Origin of the sequence: Actinoplanes sp. NPDC051851 (assembly GCF_040681165.1) — a bacterium.
In the GTDB taxonomy this organism is placed as follows: Bacteria; Actinomycetota; Actinomycetes; order Mycobacteriales; family Micromonosporaceae; genus Actinoplanes.
Map to the genome: position 1 here is coordinate 19,908 of NZ_JBFAYF010000039.1, position 16,204 is coordinate 36,111.

The 16,204-nt window shown below is 72.3% G+C and carries 17 protein-coding genes; 7 read left to right on the top strand and 10 right to left on the bottom strand.

Going from position 1 to position 16,204, the window contains the following annotated elements:
- Positions 1-12 precede the first annotated feature (12 nt).
- The 4 genes from AB0M08_RS30840 to AB0M08_RS30855 form a co-directional block, all read right to left on the bottom strand.
- Positions 13-789: a hypothetical protein gene (locus AB0M08_RS30840; RefSeq protein WP_364500755.1), complete on the bottom strand. Its 777-nt coding sequence runs from the start codon at positions 787-789 to the stop codon at positions 13-15.
- Positions 790-928: 139 nt separating this feature from the next.
- The gene (locus AB0M08_RS30845) at positions 929-2,371 is read right to left on the bottom strand and encodes a metallopeptidase TldD-related protein (protein WP_364500758.1); all 1,443 of its coding nucleotides are present in this window, start codon (positions 2,369-2,371) and stop codon (positions 929-931) included.
- Positions 2,368-3,795 (bottom strand): TldD/PmbA family protein, encoded by a 1,428-nt coding sequence (locus AB0M08_RS30850; protein WP_364500761.1) that lies wholly within the window; start codon positions 3,793-3,795, stop codon positions 2,368-2,370. Before AB0M08_RS30850 ends, AB0M08_RS30845 begins: the two co-directional genes overlap by 4 nt.
- Positions 3,796-3,836: 41 nt before the next feature.
- Positions 3,837-5,669 (bottom strand): prolyl oligopeptidase family serine peptidase, encoded by a 1,833-nt coding sequence (locus AB0M08_RS30855; RefSeq protein WP_364500764.1) that lies wholly within the window; start codon positions 5,667-5,669, stop codon positions 3,837-3,839.
- Between the two features lie 82 nt (positions 5,670-5,751).
- Between AB0M08_RS30855 and mshB the strand changes: the two genes are divergently transcribed.
- The 3 genes from mshB to AB0M08_RS30870 all read left to right on the top strand — a co-directional run bounded on the left by mshB (position 5,752) and on the right by AB0M08_RS30870 (position 7,633).
- Complete coding sequence (gene mshB, locus AB0M08_RS30860) at positions 5,752-6,627, top strand: N-acetyl-1-D-myo-inositol-2-amino-2-deoxy-alpha-D-glucopyranoside deacetylase (RefSeq protein ID WP_364500767.1); 876 nt, start codon at positions 5,752-5,754, stop codon at positions 6,625-6,627.
- Entirely contained in the window at positions 6,624-7,067 is a 444-nt protein-coding gene (locus AB0M08_RS30865; protein ID WP_364500770.1) for a hypothetical protein, read from the top strand. Before mshB ends, AB0M08_RS30865 begins: the two co-directional genes overlap by 4 nt.
- A 101-nt stretch (positions 7,068-7,168) precedes the next feature.
- Complete coding sequence (locus AB0M08_RS30870) at positions 7,169-7,633, top strand: hypothetical protein (RefSeq protein ID WP_364500773.1); 465 nt, start codon at positions 7,169-7,171, stop codon at positions 7,631-7,633.
- On the opposite strand, the gene AB0M08_RS30875 is transcribed toward AB0M08_RS30870, so the two are convergent.
- Positions 7,630-8,592 carry a GNAT family N-acetyltransferase gene (locus AB0M08_RS30875; RefSeq protein WP_364500776.1) on the bottom strand — a complete coding sequence of 321 codons (963 nt, stop codon included), beginning with the start codon at positions 8,590-8,592 and terminating at the stop codon, positions 7,630-7,632. The genes AB0M08_RS30870 and AB0M08_RS30875 overlap by 4 nt on opposite strands.
- 83 nt (positions 8,593-8,675) lie before the next feature.
- On the opposite strand from AB0M08_RS30875, the gene fdxA reads away from it, so the two are divergent.
- The 4 genes from fdxA to AB0M08_RS30895 are packed head-to-tail and all read left to right on the top strand — an operon-like array spanning position 8,676 to position 12,048.
- Positions 8,676-8,999 (top strand): ferredoxin, encoded by a 324-nt coding sequence (gene fdxA, locus AB0M08_RS30880; protein WP_364500779.1) that lies wholly within the window; start codon positions 8,676-8,678, stop codon positions 8,997-8,999.
- Complete coding sequence (dapC, locus tag AB0M08_RS30885; protein WP_364500933.1) at positions 8,996-10,096, top strand: succinyldiaminopimelate transaminase; 1,101 nt, start codon at positions 8,996-8,998, stop codon at positions 10,094-10,096. Before fdxA ends, dapC begins: the two co-directional genes overlap by 4 nt.
- A gap of 10 nt (positions 10,097-10,106) precedes the next feature.
- Positions 10,107-10,757, top strand: coding sequence for an SIMPL domain-containing protein (locus AB0M08_RS30890; protein ID WP_364500782.1), 651 nt, complete (start codon positions 10,107-10,109; stop codon positions 10,755-10,757).
- A gap of 43 nt (positions 10,758-10,800) precedes the next feature.
- Positions 10,801-12,048 carry a DUF4407 domain-containing protein gene (locus tag AB0M08_RS30895; protein WP_364500785.1) on the top strand — a complete coding sequence of 416 codons (1,248 nt, stop codon included), beginning with the start codon at positions 10,801-10,803 and terminating at the stop codon, positions 12,046-12,048.
- A 3-nt stretch (positions 12,049-12,051) separates the two neighbouring features.
- Here the strand turns inward: AB0M08_RS30895 and AB0M08_RS30900 are convergent, their stop codons facing one another.
- The 5 genes from AB0M08_RS30900 to AB0M08_RS30920 form a co-directional block, all read right to left on the bottom strand.
- Complete coding sequence (locus AB0M08_RS30900; protein WP_364500788.1) at positions 12,052-13,044, bottom strand: SDR family oxidoreductase; 993 nt, start codon at positions 13,042-13,044, stop codon at positions 12,052-12,054.
- Between the two features lie 35 nt (positions 13,045-13,079).
- The gene (locus tag AB0M08_RS30905; RefSeq protein ID WP_364500790.1) at positions 13,080-13,637 is read right to left on the bottom strand and encodes a hypothetical protein; all 558 of its coding nucleotides are present in this window, start codon (positions 13,635-13,637) and stop codon (positions 13,080-13,082) included.
- 424 nt (positions 13,638-14,061) lie between these two features.
- A complete protein-coding gene (locus tag AB0M08_RS30910; protein WP_364500793.1) occupies positions 14,062-14,748 on the bottom strand; it encodes a hypothetical protein in 687 nt (228 codons plus the stop codon).
- Positions 14,745-15,224, bottom strand: coding sequence for a hypothetical protein (locus tag AB0M08_RS30915; RefSeq protein ID WP_364500795.1), 480 nt, complete (start codon positions 15,222-15,224; stop codon positions 14,745-14,747). The genes AB0M08_RS30910 and AB0M08_RS30915 overlap by 4 nt, the downstream gene beginning before the upstream one ends.
- A 62-nt stretch (positions 15,225-15,286) precedes the next feature.
- The gene (locus AB0M08_RS30920; protein WP_364500797.1) at positions 15,287-15,778 is read right to left on the bottom strand and encodes a hypothetical protein; all 492 of its coding nucleotides are present in this window, start codon (positions 15,776-15,778) and stop codon (positions 15,287-15,289) included.
- Positions 15,779-16,204 lie beyond the last annotated feature (426 nt).

Consider the following 16,204-nt stretch of genomic DNA (forward strand, 5'->3'; position numbering starts at 1 on the left):
GCTCGTCGCCTCTCAGCCGATGAATCGCAGGTCGGAGAACCAGCCGGCCGAGACCGCCATGATGTAGAAATCGGTCAGCGCCAGGGTGCCGAGCGTGATCCAGGCCAGCTGCATGTGCCGGGTGTTGAGCTTCGACACGAACGTCCAGAAGCGATACCGCACCGGGTGCTTCGAGAAGTGCTTGAGCCGCCCGCCCGCGATGTGCCGGCAGGAGTGGCAGGAGAGCGTGTACGCCCAGAGCATGATCACGTTCGCCCAGAGGATCAGGTTGCCCAGGCCGAGGCCGGTCTGCTGTGCCCGTACCGCGTCCCAGGTGTTGATCACGGAGATGATCGCGGCCGCGTAGAACGCGTACCGGTGGGCGTTCTGGAAGATCAGCGGGAAGCGGGTCTCGCCGGAGTAGCGCTGGTGGCCGTCGGGGACCGCGCAGGCCGGGGGCGAGAGCCAGAAGGCCCGGTAGTACGCCTTCCGGTAGTAGTAGCACGTCAGCCGGAAGAGCAGCAGGAACGGCAGGGTGAACGCCGCCTCCGGAATCAGCCAGAAGCTCGGCAGGGGAGCGCCGAACTCGGCCGCCTCGCCGCACCGGTCGGTGATGCAGGGCGAGTAGAACGGGGTCAGGTAGTGGTAGTCCGCGACGTAGAAGTCGCGGTGCAGGAAGACCCGGACGGTCGCGTAGGTGACCCAGGCGCCCAGGCCCACGACCGTGATCAGCGGTGCGAGCCACCACCGGTCCGTCCGCAGTGTCCTGGCCGCGATCGACGCCCGCGGCTTCGTTGCCGTCGTGCTCAAAGTCTCATCCCCCTGGCGGTGGCTCACTAGGACGGTGATCTGGAGCACAGGTTACGCCGAACGGCCGACAATGGAATCGGCCGGGATCACAAAATCGCAATCCCGGCCGACTTCGATCAGCGTCGATGGTGTAGTCGATCTATCCCGAGGCGTTCCCGGTGATGTTCCAGGACGCCAGGTGGAGGGCCGGTGAGGAGTACTGGATCTCGCTCCACGACTCGGGGAGCAGCACCGACTCGCTGCCCACGCCGAGCACCCGGCCGGGCCCGAGGGCCTGCGGGTACGACTGGGTGAACCGCAGATTCCCCACCGGACGGGTGACCTGGCCGTCCTCCACCAGCCAGACACCGTTGCGGGTCAGCCCGGTGATCACCAGGGTCCGTGGGTCGAGCACCCGGGTGTACCAGAGGTCGGTGATCAGCAGCCCGCGCTTCATCCGGGCGATCAGCGGGCGGGCCGACCCGACCACCGGCCCGTCGTCCGGCAGCGGCTCGCCGGTCACCGGCGCCGCCTCCAGCCGCAGGTGCCCCGGCGCCGGTCCCCAGGTGCGCGACGTCGCCGAGGCGTGCCCGGTGGAGACCGCGCCCACCTCGGCGGCCGAGGCCCGGTCGTGCGCCACCGCGGTGGTGACACCCTCGCGGACCAGCACCAGCGGGTGGGCCGGGGTGCCCTCGTCGTCGAAGGGCAGCCCGGGCGCCGGCTCGTCCCGGCTGCCCAGCGGCTCGTCGACCAGGGTGATCGACGGGTCGAACTGCGCGGCGCCGAGCTCGGCGAAGGACTGCTTCTGCGCGTACGCCTTCCCGTTGAACCCGAAGACCGCGAAGTTCTGCAGCAGGTCGGTGACCGCGACCGGCTCCAGGACCACTTCGTACTGTCCCGGCGGCAACTCGATCGGCTCGCGGGCGGCGCGGGCCTTGGCCGCCGCCCGGGCGCCGAGCACCGCGCCGTCGAGGTCGTCCAGCCGGGCCGCGGCGAGCCGGGCCACCCCGTCCGCGCCGTCCACCCGGGCGATGCCGTCCATCGCGGCCGCCGCGGTCCGCCCCTCGACGGCCTGTCCGGCGGTGTTCGCGAAGGCCGCGGAGACGTAGACCGTACGGCAGTAGCCCGCGGTCTCCAGCCCGCCGGCCGCCTCGACGAAGGACCTGACCCGCGCCGCCCGCTCGGCCGGGGTGGCCCGGGCGGTCGCCTCGTCGAAGCCGAAGTTCAGCCCCGAGTCCGGCCCGGAACCGGGGTGACCGGCCGAGATGTGCAGCGCGGCCGGCTTGGCCAGGCCGGGCCAGACGGCGTCCGGCGGGCTGACCCGGGCCGCCGCGATGGTCCGCTCGACCAGCGCCCGGAGACCGTCCACACCGGTCACCGTCGTGGAGCCGGTGGCCGTCCGGCCGTCCAGGTGCATCCGGAGCCGGACCGAGGTGGTCGCGTCGGCCACGTTCTGGTGGATCATCGAGTTCGCGAACCGGGTCAGCGCCAGCGCCTGGTGCCGGACCGTGACCTCGGCCTCGGCGTCCCGGCCGGCCAGCTTCCGGACCAGCTCGATCACCTTCACCGCGTGCTGCAGTTCGACGCTCAGCTCGGCGGTCATGCCCGCACCCCCACCCGTACGTTCGTGAACCGGGCCGGCGCCGCCGGGTGCCCGGTGTGCCCGACCTGGCCGGGCTGGCCCTTGCCGCAGTTCGGGATCCCCCAGGCGACCACCTCGGAGGAGAGCATGTCCATCGAGGCCCAGAACTTCGGGCCGATCCCGGTGTACGTCGGGTTCCGCAGCATCCGCCCGCGCTTCCCGTTCTTGACCTCCCAGCCGATCTCGCAGCCGAACTGGAAGTTGAGCCGGCGGTCGTCGATCGACCAGGAGCGGTTGACGTCCATCAGCACGCCGTCGTCGGTGGCCGCGATGATCTCCTCCAGCGAGTGCGGCCCGGGCTCCAGTCCGACGTTGGTCATCCGGACCATCGGCAGCCGGGACCAGCCCTCGGAGCGCACGCTGCCCGCGTAGTCCAGCCCGGCCACGGCGGCCGAGTCGCGCCCGGCCAGCACGCCGACCCAGACGCCGTCGCGGACCGCGTACCGCTTGGCGGCGCGGGTGCCCTCGTCGTCGAAGCCGAAGCTGCCGAGGGCGCCGGGGAAGGTCGGGTCGATGGTGATGTTCATCAGCGGGGAGCCGTACTTCAGGGAGCCGAGCCGGGTCAGGTCGAGCCAGCTGGTGCCGGCGAACGCGGCCTCCCAGCCGAGGATCCGGTCGAGCTCGATGGCGTGCCCGACCGACTCGTGGATCTGCAGGGCGAGCTGTGAGCCGCCGAGGATCAGGGTGGTCTCGCCGGACGGGCAGAGCGGGGCGGTCAGCAGGGCCCGGGCCTCCTCGGCCAGCCGGGGCGCGTTGCCGACCAGGTCGAGCTCGTCGATCAGCTCCCAGCCGCGGGTGCCGTACTGCCCGGGCAGCGACCGGCGCTGGGTCTCACCGTCGCCGATCGCGGTCGCGGTGACCCCGCCGCCGCACTCCCGGAAGTGCTGGTCGATCCGGTGCCCCTCGCTGGAGACGAACCACTTGCGGGTGTCCCAGATCGAGTAGTTCGCCTGGGCCAGGTCGGCGCCCGCCTCCTTGGCCGCGGCGGTCGCCCGGACCAGCAGGTCACCCTTGTCGGAGAGGGGGACGGCGAGCGGGTCGACCGCGCAGTCGCTGGCCCAGCTCGCCGTCACCGGGTCGCCCGGCACCAGCTCCACCGGCGGTCCGGGCACGCTCGCGCTGGCGGCGGCGATCTCCGCGGCGCGTCCGCCGGCGGCCCGGGCCGCCGCATCGCTCAGGTCGGGTACGGCGTAGAAGCCCCAGCTCGATCCGACCAGGGCCCGCACCCCCAGCCCGGCGCTCTCGTCGGAGCTCAGGTCCTCGACGGCGCCGTCGCGTGCCGTCATCGCCTCGGTGCGGCGCACCATGACCCGCGCGTCCGCATAGCGAGCGCCGGCGTCGAGCGCGGCCTGGACAGCCGCACCCGCCTCATCGAAGTGGCTCATGAGCCAGACACTAGGCGTCTACCGCGACAAATCCGCGTTGCTCAGCTAGGGAGATTTGCCGTCAAAAAGGTCAGCTCGTCGTCCAAGGTCAACTCGGGCACCGACTCCACGTCGCCGAGGGTGACGCCGGACACCAGGAGCGGGCCGTGCGACGGCTCCTCGGCCAGCGCCTCGGTCAGGTCGTGGTGCCGGTACACGTGCGCCGAGTCGGCCGGGTCGCCCAGGTAGCGCTCGGCCACCGCCCGGGGCAGCCGGGTCCAGTCGATCACCGGTTCCCGGGCCACCCCGCAGTGGAAGACGTCCGGGCGGCGCAGCACGGCGAGCGCGGCCAGCCAGCCGCCGAGCCCGCTCCCGCGTACGGCCACCCGCCCCAGGTCCAGGTCGGGATGCTTGCCGAGCAGGGCGCGCAGCGCGTCCGCCTGGTCGGCCAGGGCCAGGTCGGCGAGGCGGCGGTGCACCGCCTTCTCGAAGCTCGGCGCGACGCCGGGCGTACCCCGGGAGTCGACGCTGACCACCGCGAACCCGGCGTCGGCGAGCCGTTGGCGCTCCTGCCAGGCGGCCGGATCGGCGCGGACCTGCTGGTGGCCGGGTCCCTCGCCGAGGGTGACCAGCACCGGGAGGGCGCCGCCGAGGTGGCCGGCGGGATAGAGGACCGCGGCGGGCAGCCGGCGGTCGGTGACCCGCTCCAGCACGGGCTCGGGCCGGTACCGCAGCGGCGCCGCCATCGACCGCAGCGTGGCGATCCGCCGGTCGTCGCGCCACACCTCGTCGCCGGTGACCAGCATCCCGCCGCCCGCGGTGACCGGGTGCCAGCCGCCCGGCCCGGTCAGCCGGGTGACGTCCGGCCCGCCGCCGCCCAGCGTGGTGCGTACCCGGAACACCTCGCGGACCGCCGGATCGCCCATGCTCCCCTCGACCACGAGATCGGGCGCGCCGGGCGGGCCCCCGGCGCGGGCGAGCAGGCCGGCGACCCGGCGTACGTACAGTCCCGGCGGGGTGAGCAGGCTGCCGTCCGCGAAGAGGCAGCGGGCGTCGAACCCGTCGTGCGCGAGCTCGCCGCCGACCAGCACCCGCCCGTCCGGCAGGTGCCGCGGGGTGCCCGGGATCGGCTCCACCCAGCGCGCGTCGGCGAGCTCCGCGTGCACCTGGGTCTCCCCGGTCCGCGGGTCGACCGAGAGCACCAGACCGTGCTGCTGCATCCGGCGCAGCACGGTGATCAGCGGGCCGCCGCCGGCCCAGCGGACCTGCGCCAGGTGCGGGTACGTCTCCCGGTCCCAGTGCACGTCCACCCAGCCGTCGTCCAGGTCGAGCAGGTGCAGGCTGGTCGCGCCGGCCGTGCGCACCGCGAGGACCTGCCCGCCGTCCGGTGCCCACCACCAGCCCCGGGTACGCCCGAACTCCGCCGCCCCGCGCCCGGCCACGCCCCAGGCGATGCGCCCGCCGTGCTCACGCCACGCGTTGCCGGGCTCCCCGGCGAGCAGCCGGTCGCCGTCCGGCCCGGCCACCCGCAGCGCCGCCGAGCCGTCCGGGTCGGTCACGTACCCGATCATGCGGCCGGTCGGGTCGGGCCGGGCGTCGTGCACGGCCCCGGCGGTCGGCACCGCGGTGACCGCGCCGGACTCCAGGTCGGCCCGGAAGAGCCGGCCGCCCCGGGTGAACGCGGCCACCCGGGCGTCCCGGTCCGCCGCGTACGCGTCGATCGGTCCCGGCGCGACCAGATGCTCCGCCCCCGAGTCCGGATCGAAGAGCCAGAGGGCGGGATCGGGGTCGCCGGGGCCGGCGGAGCGAAGGAAGACGATGTGCGCGCCGTCGGCGCCGATCGTCACGGCGTGCGGCGCGCCATGGCCGAAGGGGTACTCCACGCCACACAGCATCGCTGATCAAACCGGCCCTCCGCCGGGCAAACCGTGGGCTGGCCGAGCGAACCCGTCGGTGGTCGCGCGTACAGTATCCGCCGTGACGCAAGCCGTTCCGCTTCCCGAGCGCCGCCTGCTGCTGGTGCACGCCCACCCCGACGACGAGGTCATCGGCACCGGCGCGACCATGGCGCACTACGTCTCCTCCGGCGCCCACGTGACCCTGGTGACCTGCACGCTCGGCGAGGAGGGCGAGATCCACGTCCCCGCGCTGTCGCAGCTGGCCGCGGCGCACGCCGACCAGCTGGGCGGGTATCGCCTGGTCGAGTGGGAGCGCGCCTGTGCCGCGCTCGGCGTCACCGACCACCGCATCCTCGGCGGTCCCGGCCGCTACCGCGACTCCGGGATGATGGGCCTGCCCACCAACGAGCACCCGCGGGCGTTCTGGGGCGCGGACCTGGACGAGGCGGCCGCCCACCTGGTCGAGATCATGCGCGAGGTCCGGCCGCAGGTCATGATCACGTACGACGAGAACGGCTTCTACGGCCACCCGGACCACATCCAGGCGCACCGGGTCGCCATGCGCGCCGCCGAGCTGGCCGGTGACGCCGCGCCCACCAAGATCTACTGGACCGCGATGCCGCTGAGCGTGCTGATCGACGGCATGGAGGCGTTCCGCGACTCGGCCGACAACCCGTTCGCCGAGGTGGAGAAGCCGGACGACCTGCCGTTCGGCACGCCCGACGAGCAGATCGCGGCCCGGATCGACGGCACCGACCACCACGCGAAGAAGACCGCCGCGATGCGCGCCCACGCCACCCAGATCCCGGACAACTCCTGGCTGTACGGGATCGCCGGCGACTTCGGCGGCGAGTTCATGGGGGTGGAGTACTACACGCTCGTCAAGGGCGAGCGCGGTCCCGGCGAGGGCCCGCACCGGTGGGAGAGCGACCTCTTCGCCGGCCTGGACGTATGAAGCCCGTGATCCGGATCGCCGGTACGGCGATCGCCCTGATCGCCACCGTGGTCACCGCCCTCCTCGAGATCGAGCTCAGCGTGCTGCGGCTGGGCGGGGTGACCGGCCTGTTCCGGGGCGAGGACGTGTGGTCCGGCGGCGGGCCGCTGATCGGCCTGGCCGCCGTGCTGGCGATCGGGGCGAACCTGGCGATCGCCTGGTTCGCCGTCCGGGTCGCCGGGCGGAACTGGGCGATCGGCCCGCCGTGGGCGCTGTGGACGGTGATCATGCTGGCCGCGGCGGGTGTCCGGACGAACGAGGGTGACTACCTGATCAGCGGGACGAACTGGGTCGCCCTGGTGATGATCCTGACCGGGAGTCTCGCGTTCGCCGTCCCGGCGTACCGGATGATCCTGCAGCCGCCGCCGACTATCAGCGGACTCACAGCCGACTCTGAGTGATCCTCCGCGCGCCATCCGCGAAGATGACCGTCGGGATCGAGCGTCACCGGTGCGTCCGGCGTTAGGATCCCGGCCACGATGCGTTCCCCCGGGAGGATTTGATGAGGCAGCGCTGGTTCCGGATCACGGTGCTGGCGGTCGCGCTGTTCGCGATCAACGTGGTGGCCCGGCTGGTGGTCCGCGTCGCGTTCGACGGCTCCGACTCCGCTCAGGGCCGGAGTTCGATCGCGATGTTCACGCTGATCGCGGTGGTGCTGGGCGTGCTCACCTTCGTCCGGGCGCAGCGGCGCAAGCCCGGCGACTGGCTGCCCGACGTGGGCTTCGGTGCGGTCGGCGGCATGCTGCTGACCGTCCTGGTGGGACCGTTCCTCAGCGGCAGCGAGCCGTTCGCGAACGGCGGCGGCGACTTCTTCGCGCAGGTCTGGCTCTACGGCGGCTGCGCGATCGCGGGCACCGTCCTCGGCTACTGGGTCGCCGTGCTGCTCGGGCGGGACTACCGCTCCCGCTCGCTGAAGGCGTTCACCCGGGCCAAGGCGGCCCGCCCGCGCCGCGTCGTCGGCCGCTAGCCCTTCGGGGCCTCCCTGGTCAGGTAGGTGTGGTGGGTGCTGAAGCCGATCCCGGCGTACAGCGCCACCGCACCCGCGTTGCGCTCCTCCACCTGCAGGTAGGCCCGGCTCGCCCCGCGCTGGGACGCCCATCCGGCCAGCGCGCGCATCACGTGCCGTCCCAGGCCCTGCCGCCGGGCGTGCGGCGCGGTCTGCACCAGGGACACCCCGAGCCACCGATCAGGACCGGTCACCGCGCCGCGAGCCACCGCGATCAGGTCACCGTCGGCATCCCGCACATGAGCGAAGACCTTCTCCGGTACGCCCGTGAGGATGCGGATCGCCGCCGTCGGCAGCTCCCCCTTGTGCGCCGCCACCATCGCGTACCAGTCGTCACCCGGGGAGTCGGCGAGGTCGACCGCCGGCAGATCGGTGCGTCCCGGCGCCGCCAGGATCGGGGCCAGCGGGGCGGTCTGCACCAGGGTGAGCGGGCGGGCACCCCAGCCACGCTCGTCCAGCGTCGCGTTGACCGGCGACGCGAGCGGCATCGGTGCGTTGATCATGGGGCGCTGGCCACGGTCGGCGTACCACCGCTCGACCGCGTCGATGGCGGCCTCGAGCGGGCGGTCCGGGTCGCCCACGGCGAGCGCCGAGTTCGCCCGCCCGGTCCAGTTGTCCGCCGCCCGCAGCAGCCAGCTGCCGAGCTTGGCACGAACCGGTGCGGGCCAGGCCTGATCGGCGGCGAGTTCGAGGGCGATAACCGCGGCCGCGCTGGGCCGGCTGGCCGGTGGTACCCGCTTGGCGCGGTGGACCTCGGCCAACGGCACACGGAGGGTTCCCTTGTCGGTGGCGAGTGTGAGATCGGTCTCGGTAAGGTCGACCAGCTCGCCGAGGGCGTCCGTGTAGAGCGTGCGCTCTCCCGTTACGCCTACAATTCGCCGTACCACCACCCGGTGTCCCACATCCTGCTGTCGGAGCACGCATAACCTCCTTCGGCGGGAATACTAGGCTCTGCATTTGTCGTCGGCGGTTCCCGCGGCGTTGGCTTTGAAGGGAAAGACCCGTGACCTACATCATCGCTGAGCCCTGCGTCGATGTTCTCGACAAGGCATGCATCGAGGAATGCCCGGTCGACTGCATCTACGAGGGCAACCGGATGCTCTACATCCACCCCGATGAGTGCGTCGACTGCGGGGCCTGTGAGCCGGTCTGCCCGGTCGAGGCGATCTTCTACGAGGACGACGTCCCGGACCAGTGGAAGGACTACACGAACGCCAACTACGAGTTCTTCGAGGACCTCGGCTCGCCCGGCGGCGCGTCGAAGGTCGGCAAGGTCGAGAAGGACTCGCCGTTCGTGGCCGCCCAGGCGCCCCGGGGCGAGCACTGAGCGCTCTGTCGTCGGTTCTGCCGGACTTCCCCTGGGACCTGCTGGAACCGGCGAAGAAGCTCGCCGCCGGGCATCCGGATGGCATCGTCGACCTCTCGGTCGGCACGCCGGTCGACCCGGTCCCGCCGGTCGTCCGGCAGGCCCTGATCGACGCCGCCGACTCGCCGGGCTACCCGCTGACCGCGGGTACCGCCCGGCTGCGGACGGCGATCGCCGGCTGGCTGGCCCGTGAGTGCGGCGCGTCCGGTGAGCTCGGTGTGCTGCCCACGATCGGCTCGAAGGAACTGGTCGCCTGGCTGCCCACGCTGCTCGGCGTCGGCCCCGGCGACCGGGTCGTCATCCCCGAGGTCTGCTACCCGACGTACGAGGTCGGCGTCCGGCTGACCGGCGCCGAGGTGATCCGCGCCGACGGCCTGACCGCGGTCGGCCCGGCCACCCGGGTCAAGCTGGTCTGGATCAACTCGCCGTCCAACCCGACCGGCCGGGTGCTCCCCGCCGAGCACCTGCGCAAGGTGGTCGCCTGGGCCCGCGAGCGCGGTGCCGTGGTGGCCAGCGACGAGTGCTACCACTCGCTGGGCTGGGAGGCGTCCCCCGTCTCGGTGCTCGCCGACGAGGTCACCGGGGGCGACTACACCGGCGTCCTGGCCGTGCACTCGCTCTCCAAGCGCTCCAACCTGGCCGGCTACCGCGCCGGCTTCCTCGGCGGCGACCCGGCCCTGATCGGCGAGATCCTCGCGGTGCGCAAGCACTCCGGCATGATCCCGCCCGCTCCGGTCCAGGCCGCCATGGTCGCCGCGCTGGACGACGAGGAGCACGTCGTGCAGCAGCGCACGCGGTACGCCGCACGCCGGGACACCCTGCGGACCGCCCTGGTCAAGGCGGGCTTCGAGATCAGCCACTCGGAGGCCGGCCTCTACCTCTGGGCGACCCGCGGCGAGGACTGCTGGGAGACCGTGGACCGGCTCGCCCGGCGCGGCATCCTGGCCGCTCCCGGCGCGTTCTACGGCCCGGCCGCGGCACAGCACGTCCGGATCGCGATGACCGCGAGCGACGAGCGGGTCGCCGCGGCAGCCGACCGCCTGACCGAGCCGCTCTGAGGGAGTCGTCGTGGATCCTCGCCCCGAGCCGCCGATCGTGACCGCCCGGGGTGAGGCCGTCCGCGAGGTCCCGCCCGAGACGGCCCGCTTCTCGGTGACCGTCTCGGCGGCGGGGAAGGATCAGGCCGGGGTGCTGGAGCGGCTGACCCGCCGGGCCGCCGAGATCGACGCCCTGCTGGACGAGTACGCCACCGTCGTCGAGCGCCGGGAGACCTCGGGGGTCCAGGTGCACCCGGAATTCCGGCGAGGCGGTGAGCGCGTCACGGCGTACACGGGAAATGTCGGAACGACCGTGACCGTGAGTGACTTCGCGCGGCTGGGGGAACTCCTGGCCCGGCTCGCCGGTCAGGAGGCGACCGCGGTCGCCGGGCCCTGGTGGCAGATGCGGCCGGGCAGTGACGCCGGTGCCGAGGTGCGGCGCGAGGCGGTGGCCGACGCGCTGCGGAGGGCCCGCGACTACGCCGCCGCGGTCGGCGCCGAGATCGACCGGCTGGTGGAGATCACCGACGGTGAGCTGGAGAGCGTCCGCCCGATGCTGCGCGCCGCGGCGTTCGGCACGGCCGAGGCGGGCGACCTGGCCTTCGATCTCCATCCCGCGCCGCAGACCGTCTCCGCCGCGGTCACCGTACGCGTCACGATCACCGAACCGGCCGATCTGTAGATTCCCGCCCTGACCGGCGGCGTGCTGGATCAGACTCGGTCACATGGGCACGGGCCTCGGGCACCTGCTGCTGCGGGTGGCGAACGTGAATCCGCGCAGTGTGACGACGCATTCGGACCGCGTGCTGTACCGCTCGATCGGCGTCTTCATCCTGCTCTACTTCGTCTACGCGACCGCCGGTGGCGCCGCGTTCATCGACGCGAGCAGCGGCTATCTGCACCCGTGGTGGCAGTGGCTGGTGGGGCCGCTGGTGGCGATCGGGGTGGTGGCGTACGACCGGGCCGTGGTGGGCCGCGTCTCGATCGGCTACGAGAAGCTCGACTCGACCGACCCGCAGTACCTCCTCACCCCGCCCACGCTCGGTCTCTACCTGGGCAGATTCGGTCTAGCGCTGCTCTTCGCGATCGTGATCACCGAGCCGCTGATGCTGGCCCGGTACCGCGGCGAGATCGACGCCCGGCTCGCCGAGGTGCACAGCACCCAGCTGGACCTGCTGGACACCGGCGGCGCGGTGGCCGGATACCTGGACCGGCTCCGTGACCTGCGCCGGGAGACCTCGGCCGACGACGCGTCGGTGCGAGAGATCAACGACCGGGCGGCCGGGAAGCGCGCCGACGCCCGCGACCTGTACCGGCAGGCGCTGGCCGACTCCGCGGGCCGGGGCGTCACCCGCAGTGCCGGGTGTCCCCGGGGTGGCTACTGCTACCACCTGGTACGCCGTTCCCGCGCCCTGGACGCCCAGGCCGCCGTCCTCGACCGGCAGGCCGCCGGACTGCAGCGCGACCAGCACACCGAGCGGGCGATCCGGGCCGTCGAGCGGGCCCGCCTGACCCGGCTGCTCGCCGACGCCCGCTCCGACAACGCCGCCGCCGTCCGGGGCGACAACGGGTTCGGCGCCCGTACCTCCGCGATGTGGTACCTGGTCACCTCGGACTTCTGGGGCGTCGGCGTGTTCTACCTGGGCATCGCGCTACTGCTGGTGGCCCTGGACTGCGCCGCGATCGGCCTGAAACTGGTGTCCCGGGGGAACGCGTACGAGCGGAACGAGGCGCGCGCCGCCCGGCTCCGGGAACACGAGGCGGCGCTGATCCACGAGCGCGAGGTGCACGACGCCCGGACGTACGGCGACGCGACGGCGAAGGTGGTCGCGGACGGGATCGAGGCGGCCAGCCACGACGACCGGATCGCCCGCGCCGCGACCGAACGGGCCCGGGCGGTACTGCACGACGCGGTCATCGTCGACCCGGCCGACCTGGAACGCCGCTTCTGGCGGGACCGCTCCCGGGTGTGACGGTCAGGCGCGGCGGGTCAGCGCCAGCGCGGCGGCCCCGGCGGCGAGCCCACCGGCGACGGCCAGCAGCCCGTGGTGCTGGGACGCCCACAGCTGCAGGCTCCGGGACGTCGCCCGCTCGTCGAAGTCGCCGTGCGCCCCCTCGTCCCGCGTCTCGTCCGCCGGCTGCCACAGGTTCTCCGGCTGCGCGGGATCCCGGCGCTCGCCGGTCTGCTGCCCTTTGAACCCGGTCAGCGCCAGGTACCGGTCCAGCAGGCCGGGCGCGACGGCGTTCGCGGCCAGGGTCAGCGCGGTCGACCCGCCGACCCAGTACTCCCGGCGCTTCGGATGGTCGGCCGCGTACAGCACGGCCCGGGCCGCCACCTCCGGCTGGTAGATCGGTGGCACCGGCTGGGCCCGGCGCGGCAGCCGGGACAGCACCCAGCCGAACTGCGGGGTGTTCACCGCCGGCATCTGCACCATCGTCACGCGCACATTGCTCTTCTCGTGCAGCAACTCGACCCGGAGCGACTCGGTGAACCCCTGGATCGCGTGCTTCGCCCCGCAGTACGCGCTCTGCAGCGGGATCCCGCGGTACGCCAGCGCCGAGCCGACCTGCACGATCGTGCCCCGGTCCCGCGGGCGCATCCGGTCCAGAGCGGCGCGGGTGCCGTAGACGTACCCGAGATAACTCACCTCGGTGGTCCGCTTGAACTCGTCCATCCCGATCTCGGTGAACGGCGCGAACACACTGGCGAAGGCGTTGTTGACCCAGAGGCCGATCGGCCCGAGCTCCTTCTCCACCCGGTCCGCGGCCGCCTCGACACCCGCCGGGTCGGCGACGTCAACCTCGATCGGCAGCGCCGTCCCACCGGCCCGGCGTACGTCCTCGGCCGCGCCCTCCAGCCCGTCCGTACCGCGAGCCAGCAGCGCGACCGTGTCGCCCCGGGCCGCCAGACGCCGGGCCACCGCCCGCCCGATCCCACCACTCGCACCGGTCACTACCGCAATGGTCATGCGTTCTGAGTGACCACGATCAGCCCTTGGGAAACCTAACGGACCGCCCTGGCCCGGATCGGCACGGTGAAGGTCGCGCCCAGGCATGCCTTCGGCGACCCGGGCCGCATGGTCAGCGCGTCGTCCAGGTTGAAGACCCCCACGGTGTTCTTGGCGACCTCCCAGGAGACCGGGAAGTCCTTCCGGTTCACCGCGACCCGCGGGTTCAGGCACCCCGCGTCCCGGTGCTCCGGGTCGGCGACCACGTTCCCCGCACCCGGCCGGATCTGGGTGACCCGGATCGGCACCCCGTACTCGTTCGCCACGGTCACCGTCATGTTCCCGGTGTCCCCCGGCCGCAGTGTCTGATTGAGATCATTCCGCGCCCGCAGCACCAGCTCGAACTCGGTCGTGGCGCCGTTCGCCGTGCTCTCCGGCCGGGCGATCCGCCAGTACGCCCAGGCCGCCCCCGCGTTCGCCATCAGCGCCAGGATCGCCGCCGCCGCCAGGATCACCCGTGACCGCCGGTCGAACCGCTTCTTCCGCGGCCCGCGCACCTCCCAGGTCGGCTCCTCGTGATCCGACGCCTCCAGCTCGATGTGCCGCTCCGACATCCGCCCGCCCCGAAGACTCGTGAGGACATCACGCCGCGTCACGAGGTGTGCCCCGGGGCACAAGCCGCGGGCCGTTCGCACAGACAGGGCATGCGGCTCGTTCCTCCTCGGACGCCGGTGGAAGCTGCCGGGTTCGGCGTCCATACAACGTTCCCCGATAGAGATGTCCGATGTGATCGGTTTTCCGTCCGCCGTTCTGGGCGCATAAATCGGATGATTCTGCCCGACCGGATTACCCCTCCCGAGGTACGGCCGCCACCTCCCGTCGATTCTTCACGTTCCTGACGGGACACCCCGCGTCCGGCTCGGCCTGCGCCGACTCCGCGTTGGCCCGACCCGTCCGTCCGCCAAATTCGCATCGGTCGAGACCGGCGCCGCGAGCCCTCGATGCGGAGCACCGAGGGCTGGTACGGGCACTGTTTCGTCAGGACTGCGGCGGGGCCGGGACCGTCGAGACCGACGTCGCGGGAGCCGGCGTGACCGGACTCGGCTCCGCGGCAGGCGGGGTGGTGACGTCCGATTCCGTCGTCCCGCTCGACGGTTCGTTCGACGGTTCGTTCGACGGTTCGTTCGACGGCGAGGTGGTGGCCGTGGCCGTCGCCGACGTCGTCGGGAGCGGGGTGCTCTCGGCGATCGGAGCGGTCGTCGAGGCCGCGGCCCGCGCCACGGGAGCCGCCGGGAAGACGAGCCGCCGGCTGAGCGTGCTCTCCTCGCCGGTCCACTCCCGATAGCGTGGCGTGACGGTCCAGCGCCATTCACCGCCGGCCACCTCGGCGGTGGGGAAGGTGATCGTCTCGGTGGTGCCACCCGCTGCGGCCATGGCGTGCGCGACGTCCGGCCGCGGTGGATCGCTGACGCTGTGCGCGGTGACGACATAGCGGTCCATCCGGACACCCGGCGTGATCTCCTGGGAGCTCCAGCTGACGACCGCCTGGCCACTCTGCTTGGCGACGCTGGGCTCGACACCGCGTGGCATCCGGGCCACCCGGGCGGTGAGCTTCGCCGTGTTGTCGGTGAGGACCCATCCGCCGGCGTAGGCGTACACGGTTCCGGCCCCGCCGAGGACGGCCACGGCAGCCCCGATCACCAGAGCCTTCCCCGCCCGGCTCATCGGTCCACCCGTCGTCCGGCCCCGGAGATCGAGAGGGTGAACCGGGCTCCGGCGCACTTCTCGGTGGCGCCGACCGGCATGGCCACCGGAATACTCCCGTCCAGTTCGGTGCGCCCGGAGGCGGCGATCGTGACCGGAAGGACCCCGTCGTACCGCCGTACCTCCAGGTTCTGCGAGTTCGCCGGGCACCCCTGCCGGTCCGACGAGGAGACCTCGGCGGTCAGATCCTGCACCTGCAGTCCGAAGCCGAACGGATTGTCCACGGTGATCCGCATCTGCCTGACCGCTCCGGGGTAGAGCCCGTGTACCGGCTTGCCCCGTAACTCGAACTGGACCGTGCTGTTGTGATCACCGGTCCCGCCGACCAGGACGAGTGTCTCGGCCTCCGGTCGCCTCGACGAGGCGGAGACGACAGACAGCGCGATCGTGGCCAGTGTCAGCACTACAGCGACCGTGGTCCACCAACTCTTCGACATGGATGGGTCCCGAAGATCGAGGATGGCGACGGGGCGGTACGGGCCGCCCCGTCCGGTTCGGATCAGGAGGTCTTGCTGATCGCCTCGAAGCTGTACTCGACCTTGATGGTCTTCCCAGCGCAGTCCTGCGGCAGGCTTCCAACCTCGACCGTCGAGCTCACGTCGGCCTCGGTACCAGCCTTGATCTCAGGCGTACCCGGGAAGTCGGTCTTGAGGATGTCCGCGGTGCCCTTCAGGCCGTTCTCGCAGGAGGTCGCCTTCGCGTCGGCGGGGGTGACTGCGGCGCTGGTGATGGAGGACTTGCCGTTGAGCACGACGTCGAACTCGTTGGTGTTTTTGAACTTCGTCGTGAAGGGGAGGGTCACGCCCGGGTAGATGTTGCCGGTCAGTGTCGAGGTGGCCGTCAGTGGCTTGATCTCCGCGGCCTTGGCGGTCCCCTTGCCTGTGCCGCCGATGTTCCAGCCGGTGGCCGCGGCGAAGGCCGCTCCGCCGCCGATGACGGCGACGGCGACTCCGGCGGCGACGGCGGTGGAACGCTTGGTGAGCTTGCGCATGAGAGGGTTCCTCCTGGAACGGTTTTGGGCACGCGTCACCCCAGGCCGGAGTCGCGGAAGCGACCGATGTGGGGGAGCGTCGTTAATCGGGTTGGTCGCCGGGGCCCGAAGACCGTCCCGGCGCTGGGACAAAGATGGCGGAATGGTTCAAGGGCCGGGATAGGTCGTTCCGCTGGGCTGTTGAGTGCTGATCGCCGGTGGATGTGGGCCGTTGCGATTAACCCGGGAGCGTGATGAGCGGGGGAGATCGCGCCCACGCGGAGCTCGCGTACCGGGTGGTGGGGCGGCGTTCAGCTGCGGTTAGGTGCGAGCGCAGAGAAGCGCCGGTGGGGCAAGCGCGAAACCGGCTCATGGGGGTGGAGCGCGGCCCGCGGACGGTTGAAATGTGAAGCCAAAGCCGCGTGCGGCGGATTTGCAGGATGTTTT

Excerpts from the sequence above, each read along its gene's own strand:
- AB0M08_RS30845 (WP_364500758.1), bottom strand. The coding sequence starts at position 2,371 with ATGACCGCCGAGCTGAGCGTCGAACTGCAGCACGCGGTGAAGGTGATC.
- AB0M08_RS30850 (WP_364500761.1), bottom strand. The coding sequence starts at position 3,795 with ATGAGCCACTTCGATGAGGCGGGTGCGGCTGTCCAGGCCGCGCTCGAC.
- AB0M08_RS30855 (WP_364500764.1), bottom strand. The coding sequence starts at position 5,669 with ATGCTGTGTGGCGTGGAGTACCCCTTCGGCCATGGCGCGCCGCACGCC.
- AB0M08_RS30865 (WP_364500770.1), top strand. The coding sequence starts at position 6,624 with ATGAAGCCCGTGATCCGGATCGCCGGTACGGCGATCGCCCTGATCGCC.
- AB0M08_RS30870 (WP_364500773.1), top strand. The coding sequence starts at position 7,169 with ATGAGGCAGCGCTGGTTCCGGATCACGGTGCTGGCGGTCGCGCTGTTC.
- AB0M08_RS30895 (WP_364500785.1), top strand. The coding sequence starts at position 10,801 with ATGGGCACGGGCCTCGGGCACCTGCTGCTGCGGGTGGCGAACGTGAAT.
- AB0M08_RS30900 (WP_364500788.1), bottom strand. The coding sequence starts at position 13,044 with ATGACCATTGCGGTAGTGACCGGTGCGAGTGGTGGGATCGGGCGGGCG.
- AB0M08_RS30905 (WP_364500790.1), bottom strand. The coding sequence starts at position 13,637 with ATGTCGGAGCGGCACATCGAGCTGGAGGCGTCGGATCACGAGGAGCCG.
- AB0M08_RS30910 (WP_364500793.1), bottom strand. The coding sequence starts at position 14,748 with ATGAGCCGGGCGGGGAAGGCTCTGGTGATCGGGGCTGCCGTGGCCGTC.
- AB0M08_RS30915 (WP_364500795.1), bottom strand. The coding sequence starts at position 15,224 with ATGTCGAAGAGTTGGTGGACCACGGTCGCTGTAGTGCTGACACTGGCC.
- AB0M08_RS30920 (WP_364500797.1), bottom strand. The coding sequence starts at position 15,778 with ATGCGCAAGCTCACCAAGCGTTCCACCGCCGTCGCCGCCGGAGTCGCC.